Origin of the sequence: Streptococcus atopicus (assembly GCF_049166725.1) — a bacterium.
Taxonomy (GTDB): Bacteria; Bacillota; Bacilli; order Lactobacillales; family Streptococcaceae; genus Streptococcus; species Streptococcus hominis.
In genome coordinates this window covers 38,884-50,680 of sequence record NZ_JBMHFC010000010.1, presented here as the reverse complement: position 1 = coordinate 50,680, position 11,797 = coordinate 38,884, and the positions used below count along the sequence as shown (strand labels likewise).

10 protein-coding genes are annotated in these 11,797 nt (G+C 39.3%); 1 reads left to right on the top strand and 9 read right to left on the bottom strand.

What is annotated here, in order from left to right; genetic code table 11:
* Positions 1-69: 69 nt before the first annotated feature.
* The 4 genes from ACOMA9_RS07430 to celB form a co-directional block, all read right to left on the bottom strand.
* Positions 70-1,917, bottom strand: coding sequence for an APC family permease (locus tag ACOMA9_RS07430; RefSeq protein ID WP_022525143.1), 1,848 nt, complete (start codon positions 1,915-1,917; stop codon positions 70-72).
* Positions 1,918-2,170: 253 nt separating this feature from the next.
* Complete coding sequence (gene manA, locus ACOMA9_RS07425; protein WP_330945216.1) at positions 2,171-3,115, bottom strand: mannose-6-phosphate isomerase, class I; 945 nt, start codon at positions 3,113-3,115, stop codon at positions 2,171-2,173.
* A 32-nt stretch (positions 3,116-3,147) separates the two neighbouring features.
* Positions 3,148-3,873, bottom strand: coding sequence for a GntR family transcriptional regulator (locus ACOMA9_RS07420; protein ID WP_049514142.1), 726 nt, complete (start codon positions 3,871-3,873; stop codon positions 3,148-3,150).
* 33 nt (positions 3,874-3,906) lie between these two features.
* Complete coding sequence (gene celB, locus ACOMA9_RS07415; RefSeq protein WP_421425077.1) at positions 3,907-5,175, bottom strand: PTS cellobiose transporter subunit IIC; 1,269 nt, start codon at positions 5,173-5,175, stop codon at positions 3,907-3,909.
* A 144-nt stretch (positions 5,176-5,319) separates the two neighbouring features.
* Here celB and ACOMA9_RS07410 point away from each other — a divergent pair, with 144 nt between their 5' ends.
* Positions 5,320-6,717 carry a glycoside hydrolase family 1 protein gene (locus tag ACOMA9_RS07410; RefSeq protein WP_330945218.1) on the top strand — a complete coding sequence of 466 codons (1,398 nt, stop codon included), beginning with the start codon at positions 5,320-5,322 and terminating at the stop codon, positions 6,715-6,717.
* A 133-nt stretch (positions 6,718-6,850) separates the two neighbouring features.
* Here the strand turns inward: ACOMA9_RS07410 and ACOMA9_RS07405 are convergent, their stop codons facing one another.
* The 5 genes from ACOMA9_RS07405 to ACOMA9_RS07385 all read right to left on the bottom strand — a co-directional run bounded on the left by ACOMA9_RS07405 (position 6,851) and on the right by ACOMA9_RS07385 (position 11,674).
* Entirely contained in the window at positions 6,851-7,171 is a 321-nt protein-coding gene (locus ACOMA9_RS07405; protein ID WP_021002019.1) for a PTS cellobiose transporter subunit IIA, read from the bottom strand.
* A 10-nt stretch (positions 7,172-7,181) separates the two neighbouring features.
* Positions 7,182-7,496 (bottom strand): PTS cellobiose transporter subunit IIB, encoded by a 315-nt coding sequence (locus ACOMA9_RS07400; protein WP_022525145.1) that lies wholly within the window; start codon positions 7,494-7,496, stop codon positions 7,182-7,184.
* A gap of 210 nt (positions 7,497-7,706) precedes the next feature.
* A complete protein-coding gene (locus tag ACOMA9_RS07395) occupies positions 7,707-9,467 on the bottom strand; it encodes an ABC transporter ATP-binding protein (protein WP_330945219.1) in 1,761 nt (586 codons plus the stop codon).
* Positions 9,457-11,223, bottom strand: coding sequence for an ABC transporter ATP-binding protein (locus ACOMA9_RS07390; protein ID WP_330945220.1), 1,767 nt, complete (start codon positions 11,221-11,223; stop codon positions 9,457-9,459). Before ACOMA9_RS07390 ends, ACOMA9_RS07395 begins: the two co-directional genes overlap by 11 nt.
* On the bottom strand, positions 11,216-11,674 hold the full coding sequence (locus tag ACOMA9_RS07385; RefSeq protein WP_270207775.1) for a MarR family winged helix-turn-helix transcriptional regulator: 459 nt from the start codon (positions 11,672-11,674) through the stop codon (positions 11,216-11,218). The genes ACOMA9_RS07390 and ACOMA9_RS07385 overlap by 8 nt, the downstream gene beginning before the upstream one ends.
* Positions 11,675-11,797: the final 123 nt, after the last annotated feature.

The window sequence follows — 11,797 nt, the reverse complement described above, 5'->3', positions numbered from 1 at the left end:
TCACTATATCTTTCAAGAAAATAAAAGGAATAAAACGGCGGTTCCATTCAAAACTGCCGTTTTATGTTCTTACTCTTTTAAGTGATAAGAATAACTGGCTACAACGACATTTTCATGCCATCTGAGGAAATATTTCAATTTCAAGCTCATTTGATTGTGTAGCATGTTTTGCCAACTATGATTTGGAATGAATTGTGGTACTAGCACTGTTACGGTATAACCTTTCTTCTGCGCACCACGAGCGATTTTTGTCACATACTGTACGGTTGGTCTGATGATATTACGGTAGCTTGTTTCCACATTTACAAATTGAATATCCGGAAAATATTGTTTAAATTCACTGGCTACTTCTTCATCTTTTTCTTGTGTTTCTTTGGTAGATACATGCATGGCAATCACCTCATCACCAATGCTACGCGCATAATTCATCGCACCGACACTAACACGCGTGACATTTCCAACAAGCACCAAAACCAGATTTCCTGCATAGTCTACGCGTTCAATTTCTTCATTCAAACGCAGCTGTTTCGCCACTTTATTGTAATGATTTTTAATACTCAAGAAAATCCATAATAAAACGATGATAATCGGAAAGAATGGCCAAATATCTCGCAAACGAAAAAGTAGCAAAATCGCTACAATGGTGTAACAAATAGCAGCGCCTAAAATATTTGCTACTGAATATTTCAAGAAATGTTTTCCATACTGCTTGCGCCAATGCACGACCATTCCCGTTTGAGAAAGAGCAAAAGGCACAAATACACCAATGGTATAAAGTGGAATGAGCCGTTCAGTATTCCCATTAAAAATTAGCAAAAGAAGAATAGCACCGATAGCTAAAGTCAGAATCCCATTTGAATAACCAAGGCGTGCTCCTTTTTCCATATACATGTGTGGCATATATTTATTTTTTGCCATATTGTAGGATAACATGGGAAAGGCCGAAAAGCCTGTATTAGCCGCTACAGCAAGGATGAGAGCTGTTGATAATTGGAAAATATAAAATAGAAGTCGTCCAACAGGTGAATTTCCCAAAATAGCTTGCGCCATTTGAGCGAGCGTTGTAACACCTTTTACCGGAACGATTCCAATCCAGTAATTCAAAAAGGTAATGCCAGCAAACATGAAACCTAAAATGGCTGCCATAATTGCCAAGGTTTTCGCTGCATTTTCAGCTTTGGGTGTTTTGAAAAATGGTACAGAATTTGAAATAGCTTCCACACCTGTCAGAGAAGCCGAACCACTCGTGAAAGCGCGTAGCAAGAGCACTAAGCTGACACCTGAAATAGATTTTCCGATAGGAGCTGTTGCATGGTAGGATAAGTTCCCCAGTAATAATTGCAATAAACCAAAGCCAATCAAGAAAACAGTACTTGCAATAAACAAGTAGACTGGTATCATCAGAGAAACCGCAGATTCTCGCAGTCCGCGTAAGTTCATTAGCATTAAAACCAACACTAAAATAATCGAAATGTGCAAATTGTACGGATGCAAAGCAGGAATTGCTGACGTAATCGCATCCGCCCCAGACGAAACAGATACCGCTACTGTCAACATATAATCAACTAGCAAACTACCACCTGAAACTAGACCAGCTTTAGGGGAAAGATTTTCCGTTGTGACCATATAAGCTCCACCGCCTTGTGGGTAAGCATGAATCACCTGACGATATGAAATGGTTAAACTAGCCAGCAAAATCAGCACCACAATACCGATTGGCAAAGACCACCAAATTGCACCAGCAGATACGGATACCAAAACCAAAACAACTTGTTCAGGACCATAGGCAATCGAAGACAGAGCATCGCTTGACAGCATAGCCAAGGCTTGTAGCTTAGTGAGTAAATTCCCTTCATCTCCCTCATCGCTTGATTTTAAAGGTCGACCAATAAAAATATTCTTCAACTTGGAAAACATCTTTTTCTCCTAAATTTTCAATATCAGCTATTATAACGTTTTTCTGAAATAGTATCAACGTTTTCTGAAAATGACATCATTTCTTAATATAACTGACAATTCCTGCAAAAATATAAGGATTATACAGATAGGATTGTTTCACAGATACCTTTAAAAATCTGTAGAACAGTAGAGAACTACGCCATAATGCTTTACCTTATGATAAAAAGAGGTCAAGGACTTTTCCTCAACCTCTGATGTTCTATAAAAGTTATTACGGATGACTAACAATCATTTCAAGGTCTTGTCCCTCAAAAGTCCATGCTTCCACATCGCTTGGCAGGATAAAATGGTCTCCTTTTGCGATTGGATACGTTTCTCCATCTACGGTCAGCACACCTCGCCCTGCTAGCACACTTACTAGTAAATAAGCAGCTGTTTTCTCGATATCCACTTTTCCTGATACTTCCCATTTGTAAACAGCAAAGAAATCACTAGCTACTAAAAGCGTTGACGTCAAATCATCTGCTTTCAGCGTAACTGGGCGGCTATTGGCTGGCGCACCGATATTGAGCACATCAATGGACTTTTCCAAATGCAGCTCGCGCAGATTGCCTTTAGCATCTTTTCGGTCAAAGTCGTAGACACGATAGGTAGTGTCGCTAGACTGTTGCGTTTCTAAAATCAAAATACCTGAGCCAATCGCGTGTATAGTACCACTTGGAACATAGAAAAAATCTCCAGCCTTGACTGGCACTTTGGTTAAGAGCTTGTCCCATTCTTTCTTTTCAATCTGCTGGCGTAATTCTTCTCGTGACTTGGCATTGTGTCCATAGATGATTTCTGCTCCTTCCTCTGCAGCAATCACATACCAGCACTCCGTTTTTCCTAATTCTCCTTCGTGCTCCATAGCATAATGATCATCTGGATGAACCTGAACACTCAACCAATCATTAGCGTCCAAAATTTTGGTTAAAAGCGGAAAAACAGGCTCGCCACTGTTACCAAATAACTCTCGGTGTTCTGCGTAGAGCTGATCTAAGCCCGTACCAGCAAAACGACCGTTTTTTATGGTAGATACGCCATGCGGGTGAGCCGAAATCGCCCAATATTCGCCTACTTTATCACTGGGAATTTCATAGCCAAATTCATCTCGTAGCCTCGTTCCTCCCCAAATTTTTTCCTGCATAACAGATTGTAAAAATAATGGTTCTGACATCATTTCCTCCTTTTCATTGTACAAATAATGACTTAAATATTTTTAACATCTAAAAGAGAATATCCTCTCGTGTCAAAGCGATTGCGACTTCTCGAATATTCAATTGGACGTCCATTTTCCAGATAAACAACTTGCTCCACCTGTAAAATCGGGTCTGTTTCTTGGCAAGCTAAATAGGTCTGGTCATATTCATCTGGCTTTTCAGCTGTAATATGGCGATAACTTCCAGCAAATTTTAAGTTTAACTCATCCCATAGATAAGCATAGATAGACTGAAGCAAAATCTCCTCATTCAATCCTGGTACCAAGTCACACGGCATATACGTGTGTTCCAACACATAAGGTTGCTCATCCAACAGACGCAAACGTATGATTTTGTAAACCGGTGCCGTTACTTCCACTTGCAGGCGCTCTGCAAGATCAGCTTCTGGAAATTCAACTGCAAATTGAATAATCTGGCTCGTTAATTTTCGCTCATCATTTTTTAAATCTTGACTCAAGCCATTGTAGTTATTCAAGCGAAATTTTGAATCTTCTTTATCCCAAAAAGAGGAATTTAACACTCTCGTTCCATTTCCTTGTTTGGAGAAAATCAATCCCTCAATAGTTAAAATCTCAACGGCTTTTTTGATGGTCATTCGGCTAACACCGAACTCTTTTGATAATTCGGACTGAATAGGCAACATGGAGTCTACTGGGTAGACTCCACTTGCAATTCTATCTCGAAGTATATTGGCGATTTCTTCGTATTTAGGCATAAGATAGCTCCTGCAAATCTGTCTTTCATCTCATTATAATACAGAATCAGGTTGTTTGTCCAGCATACGAAGGAATGGATACCAGATAAATCCAACAATCACCATATCCACTAACTGAAGGACACCACCTAAAATGGAATTGGTTGCCAGCATTCCACTAAAGAATACGGGTACTGTCCAAGGAACTGCCACTCCTGTTGGAGCTGGAACAATTCCTACTGCCATCACAGCATAGTTAAACGCAGTCACAACAATCGGTGCTAAAACCCATGGAATCAGAATAGTCGCATTCAAAACGATTGGCAAGCCAAAGATAACTGGTTCATTGACATTGAATAACCCCGCTCCAAGAGCAAGTCGTCCAACGTCCTTATACATTTTCTTTTTCAGAATAAAAGCCATAATGATAACTACAGCTAGCGTCATCCCAGAACCACCTAAACCAACAGTAAATGTTTCCATAAATGATTTGGAAATAATGTGTGGCAAATGCTTGCCAGCCTGATAAGCCTCTAAGTTATCCAACATCAATGTATTCCAAATTGGATCCATGACAGAATTAACAAGAATTTGTCCATGAAGTCCAAAGAACCATAAAAATTGAACAAAGAAGATTGCCACTAAAGTTGCCCAGATACTACTTCCCAAGCCAACTAGCGGCGTTTGAATAACCTTATAAATAATATCATGAAGATTTGCATTGAAAAATCCTGTCAAACCAGCATTGACAAACAAGAATATGGAAAGAGTCAATACGGCAGGAATCAAAGCCGCAAACGACTTGGCTACTGCAGGCGGAGCGCTGTCTGGCATTTTAATCTGCCAACCTTTTTTCGTTGCCCAGCAGTAGATTTCCGCCGCCAAAAATGCAACCAGCATGCCAAGGAACATCCCTTTAGCCCCTAAACGGTCTAAACTCAATACGCCTGAAATTTTTTCACCTTTTTCTGACATGGTATAAAAAGGTGTCAAGAGAAGAAAACTAGAAAAGGAAACGGCTCCTCCAAAGATTCCCTCTACATCATAAGATTTTGATAAATAATAGCCAATACCAAACGTTACAAACACTGTCATAATAGACATTGTTGCACTTTGACCGCTACCAAACAGATTAGATAAAGTTGCTTTCGTTGCATCATTAAAAAATGGCAAATTGTTAAATACTACTACGATTGAGCCAAACATCGTTAATGGAAAGGAGAGCATAAAAGCATCCCGTAAAACAGCCAAATAACGATTGGAAGCGAGCTTGTTTGCCAATGGCAACAACTTATCACCGATTTGATCTAGAAACTTGTTCATCAATCTTCCCTCTTTTTCTTTTTTTGATACTCTAACTATACTATATTTTTTATAAAATGTCTATACTTTTTTGAATAAAAGATTGACTTTTTTTATAAAAAGTATAGAATTATATTATAGAGAATTTTTTAAAGGAGAAAATATATGACATTTCTAACATTTCCAAAGGGATTTTTCTGGGGGACTGCTTCCAGCGGTCCGCAAACAGAAGGGCGTTTTGAGGGGGACGGAAAGGGAGAAAATATATGGGACTATTGGTACGATAAAGAGCCCGAAAAATTCTTCAATCATATTGGCCCAGATAAAGCTTCTTATAATTATCAGTATTACAAAGAAGATGTGCAATTGATGAAAGTAACAGGGCATAATTCTTTCCGCACTTCTATCCAATGGAGTCGCCTAATCCCTGAAGGCGTTGGTGCTGTTAATCCCAAAGCTGTGGATTTTTACAACTCATTCATTGATGAACTGATTGCAAATGGTATTGAGCCATTTATCAACTTGTACCATTTTGACATGCCAATGGCACTGCAAGAAAAAGGCGGTTGGTTCAATCGGGAAACGGTTGATGCTTATGTAAATTTCGCAAAAACCTGCTTTGAGTTATTTGGAGACCGTGTCAAATATTGGTTTACACATAACGAGCCGATTGTCCCTGTTGAAGGTGGCTACCTCTATAACTTCCATTATCCTAACGAAGTCAACATGAAACACGCTGTTCAAGTGGCTTTTTATGAAATGCTCGCCAGTAGCTTAGCTGTCAAAGCCTATCATGAAAACCAAGACGGAAAAATCGGGATCATCCTTAACTTAACTCCAAGCTATCCGCGTGATGAAAACAATCCCGAAGATGTCAAAGCTGCTCAGATTGCGGATGCTTTCTTTAACCGCTCTTTCTTAGATCCTGCTATCAAGGGCGAATATCCGGCTGACTTGATTGCCCTTATTAAGGAATTAGACATGGTGCCAGAACACACAAGTAAGGATTTGCAGACTATTAAAGAAAACACCATTGATTTGCTTGGTGTCAATTATTACCAGCCACGTCGGGTTAAAGCAAAAGAAAATCCTGCCGGTAAAGATCCGCAGAATCCTATGCCAGATGATTTCTTTGACTACTACGATATGCCGAATAAAAAAATGAACCCTTATCGCGGTTGGGAAATCTATGAAAAAGGGATTTACGATATTATGATTAACGTTCGTGATAACTACGGTAATATTCCTTGCTACATCTCAGAAAATGGTATGGGCGTTGAAGGTGAGGAACGCTATATCAATGCCAATGGTCAAATCGAGGACGATTACCGTATTTACTTTATCAAAGATCATCTCCGTTACCTTCATCAAGCGATTAACGAAGGAGCTAACTGCCTTGGTTATCATCTCTGGACCTGTATGGACAATTGGTCCTGGTGCAATGCCTATAAAAATCGCTATGGACTTATTGCCGTTGACCTAGACCAACAAGGTAAACGAACGATTAAAAAATCGGGTTATTTCTTTAAAGAACTGTCTGACAAAAACGGTTTTGAAGATTGAATTTAGCAAAACTCCCCAAGGTATCGGAACCCTTGGGGAGTTTGAGTTATCTTAAAAATAAAAAATAAACCTATAACATGTGACTAGTTTGCACAAATGTTATAAGTTTATTCTTAGGAGGTTTAGCAATAAATTATTTTTCTTCTAGCTTTTTATATAATTCAAGCATTTCTAATGCCACTTCACGTAATGTCATCGTTGTCATCAAATGGTCTTGTGCATGAACCATGATAATCTCGATCTTAATCTCAACACCACTTGCATAATCTTGCAACAATTTCGTTTGCGCGTGATGCGCTTCAACCAACTCTGTATTCGCAGCTTCCAATTTTTGAGAGGCTTCATCGTAGTGACCAAGACGCATCGCTGCAAATGCTTCGTGTACTGTTGCACGCGCCGTTCCACTATGAAGAATGATTTCAAACGCTGCTACTTGTAATTCTTCTGTATTCATAAAACCCTCTTTATAGATTGTCCGTTACCACTTTGGCTAAGGCTGCGACCCCTGTTGGGATAGGCACATAGGCTTGAGGCGGAATTTGAACAACTGGGCGTCCAACTCTTTCACCGAGGTCAGCAAATTGTTTGAAATACATTCTTGTTTGAGGACTAATTAAATAAAGATCAAACGCTGCAGATTCAATCACTTTATTTCCTTCTGTTGCACCAATTGCTTCAACGGTAATGTCTTGTCCTTGACCTTGAAGGTATTCAGTTGTCTTTTTTGCCATAAGAGAGGAAGACATCCCTGCCGCACAGATAATTAACGCTTTTGCCATGAAAATTCTCCTTAAAATATTGTATATTAGGTAATTTTTTATTAACGAATTACCTATCATTGATATTAGTATAGCACAGTTTTTGTTAAATGTCTAGTCTTTTATATATAAAGATTATACTTTTTTGAAGAATTTAATAACAAAAAACTCTTTCCGGTCAAATTTTGACTAGAAAGAGTCCCTATTGCAATTTATAGTTTGTCATTTCCTTTACGCATATTCTGCTTCTTCATCGAATTGACTATTGTAAAGATCAGCATAGAAGCCGTTTTGTTCCATCAATTGTTCATGATTGCCTTGTTCAATGATATTGCCATCTCGCATAACCAAAATTAAGTCAGCATTACGAATCGTTGACAAACGGTGAGCAATGACAAAGGAAGTCCGTCCTTCCATTAGTTTATCCATCGCTTTTTGAATCAGCTCTTCCGTCCGTGTATCAACAGATGAAGTCGCTTCGTCCAAGATAAGTAATGGAGCATCTTTAAGAAGGGCACGCGCAATGGTCAGCAATTGCTTTTGCCCAACAGAAAGGCTTACTGTATCGTCCAGCACCGTATCGTATCCTTTTGGCAAAGTCTTGATGAAGTGATGAACCCCAACAGCTTTGGCAGCTGCCACAACTGCTTCGTCAGAAATATTTTTCTGATTGTAAATCAAATTTTCCTTAATCGTTCCCTCAAATAACCAAGTGTCTTGAAGAACCATGGAGAAGGCATCATGTACCTCAGAGCGTTTCATTTGCTTCGTATCAATACCATCAATCGTAATCCGCCCTTTCTCAATCTCATAGAATTTCATCAGCAAATTGACAATGGTCGTCTTCCCAGCACCGGTCGGACCGACAATGGCAATCTTTTGCCCTGCTTTTGCATTGGCAGAAAAATCATGAATAATCGTTCGATCTGGATTATAACCAAAGTATACCTTATCAAAGGCAACATCGCCTTTTAAGGTCGTGAGTTGTTGCGCCTTGTGCTCATCGTTTTCCATTTCAGGCTCTGCTAAAAATTCAAACACGCGTCCCATAGCAGCGCTAGCTTGTTGAAGAGTGGTAATCCCTTGCGCAATTTGTGACAACGGTTGAGAGAAAGTCCGTACATACACCATAAAGGCAACAATGGTTCCCATGGTCACATCGCCATTCAAGGCCATGCTCGCTCCAACCAAAACAACCATAACGTAACCGAAGTTCCCTACAAACATCATAAGCGGCATCATAATCCCTGAAATAAATTGGGATTTCCACATGCTGTTGTAAAGATTCGTATTGAGCGTTTGAAAGGCTGCTTTAGATTCCTCTGCGGCATTGTAGCTGACAATGACATTATGCCCAGAGTACATTTCTTCCACATAGCCATTAACGCTGGCAAGATTTTCTTGTTGTGCTCGGAAAAATCGTTGAGATTTTCCCATAATCAAAGCAACAAAGACAAAGCCAATCAAGACTGAGCCAATCGTTACAAAGGAGAGAACGACATTGTTGTAAAACATCATAAAGAGAACAGCAATAAGAAGTAAACTTGAGGATATGACTGCTCCTAAACTTTGGTTCAAAGACTGTCCGACCGTATCCACGTCATTGGTGACCCGTGAAAGAGTATCCCCTTGAGAATGGCTGTCAAAATAGCGCAGAGGCAATTTATTGATTTTTTCAGCAATAGCAGTCCGCAAACGCTTGGAGAAATGCTGAATAACAGATGAAATGATAAAAGATTGAACGTAATTTAACAAAGCACCTGCTGCATACAAAATCGCTAGGAAAAGAGCAATGTTGGAGATTGCTTTCAAATCAATCTGACTTCGCATTCCCTCCGTGATAAGGTTGGTAATTTCTTTTAATTTGTCCGGTCCATAAACTGTAATAATACTAGACACTGCCGCTCCCACAAATGCAATGAGCAATGGAAGCTGAAAACCTTTGAGATAAGGTTTCACTTGGCTAAATAAAGATGATTTTTTATTTTCCATTTTCCAATTCCTCCTTTGATAATTGTGAGTAAGCAATTTCTTGGTAAACATCGTTTGTTGCTAGCAACTCTTTGTGAGTGCCTTGTCCAACAACTTTTCCTTTATCCAGTACCAAAATTTGATCAGCATCCATAATCGTTGAAATCCGCTGAGCCACAATCAATCTGGTTGTGTTCTTCACTTTTTTCGCTAATTCTTCCCGCAAAATGCGGTCTGTCTTATAGTCCAGCGCTGAAAATGAATCATCAAAAATCAAAATTTCAGGCTTGCGAGCAAGCGCACGCGCAATTGCCAAACGTTGCTTTTGCCCACCAGAGAAATTCGTACCGCTTTGTGCAACTTCAGATTGCAAACCGTCTTCTTTTTCTTCAACAAATGATTTAGCCTGTGCCAAATCAAGTGCAGACCACATTTTTTCATCATCCAATGGACTTTCATTGCTTTGTCCAAAGTCCAAATTACTCTTTATATCACCAGAGAAGAGGACAGCTTTTTGTGGAATGTAGCCAACTTTATTATGCAAATCTTCTAGCTGATAATCTTTGACGTTTACGCCGTCTACTAAAATTCTTCCTTCTGTCACATCATAAAAACGAGGAATTAAGCTAATTAGAGTAGATTTCCCAGAACCGGTTGAACCAATGAAAGCTACGGTTTCACCTGCTTTTGCTGTAAAGCTGACATGCTCAATGACAGCCTCAGAGTTTTTAGCATAGCGGAAAGACACATTGTCAAATACCACTTCTCCTTTAATATCTTTAGCTTCTTTAGGGTGTTCTGGAGACTCAATCGTTGAATATAATTCAAGTACTTCATTGATCCGCCCAGCAGATACCAAGGTACGAGGTAGAATGATAAAAAGAGCCGCCATGAGCATGAATCCCATCACCACTTGCATGGCATAAGACATAAAGACGACCATATCACTAAAGATAGGCAAGCGCTCTGGTAAAGCTGCGTCTTGAATCAAGTAAGCCCCAATCCAATAAATCGCCAAAGTCAAGCCGCTCGAAATCCCCATCATAATTGGATTTAAAATCGCCATGAGACGACTAACAAAGAGATTCAAACGAGTCACTTCATCATTAGCTCCTGCAAACTTGTCATCTTGATAGTCTTCAGCATTGTAAGCCCGAACAACACGAATACCTGTTAGACTTTCACGCGTAATACTATTTAACTTATCAGTCAACCGTTGAATAACGGATTGCTTTGGAAAGGCAAGCGTCATCAGAACTGTTGTCATGATAATATTCACAATAACCGCCACAATAACCGCCCAGAGCCAGTATTCTGATTTCCCAATGATTTTCGTAATTGCCCAAATCGCCATGATTGGCCCACGCGTCACAACTTGCAAGCCCATGGTAATCATAAGTTGAATTTGCGTAAGATCGTTGGTTGTCCGCGTCAAAAGACTCGGAATAGAAAATCGCTTAATCTCGGCATCTGAATAATCCAGTACACGATTGAAAATATCCGACCGCAAACTCGTCGTAAAGCTAGCTGCTAATCTAGCCGCTATAAAGCCAACTACCACCGCACTGAGAAAGCTAGCAAATGACAATCCAATCATTTTCAAACCTGGATTCCACAAGTCAGAAACTACTGTTCCTTTCGTTTGGAGGAGTTCCGTAATTTTTGAAATATAAGTTGGAACCTCTAATTCTAAATAAACTGTTAAACAAGTAAACAAGATACTGATGACAATCATCCCTACTTCTTTAGCAGTTAAACGTTTAAACAATTTAAACATTCGCTTCTCCTTTTTCTAATTTTTCAATATTCTGGTAAAATTTCCCCATTACTTGAAAAAAGGTAACCAAATCTTCTTCTGAAATACCTGCCAACAGACAACGATCCATTTCATCAAAAAAATCACGAATTTTATTCATGCGCTCTTGTGATTCCGGCGTCAAACGAATAATCTTAGCGCGTTTATCCGTCTCACTCACTTCCAGATAAATCAAGCCATTTTTCACCATCCGCTTCATTAAATTACTGGCAACGGACTTAGTAATGCCCAACTCCTGCTCAATATCTTTAATAAAGGTCATCTTGCCACAGTCTTCGCGGTAGTTCACAAAATGCAATACCTGCCCCTGCGGACCCGCCATAAATTCAATTCCTCGCTCTTTGGCAATTTTTTGAATCATTAGATGCGTTTTTCGCCCAAATCGCTTGAATTCCAATAATGGTTTTTCCATTTTGACTTCCTTTCAAATAGTTCTCTAGAGAACCAATTGGTTTCCATGAGAACTATTTTACTATATTCTAAGTGAATGTCAAGGAAAAAGTTTCTATGAGAACTAATTTTTAAAAAAATTAAA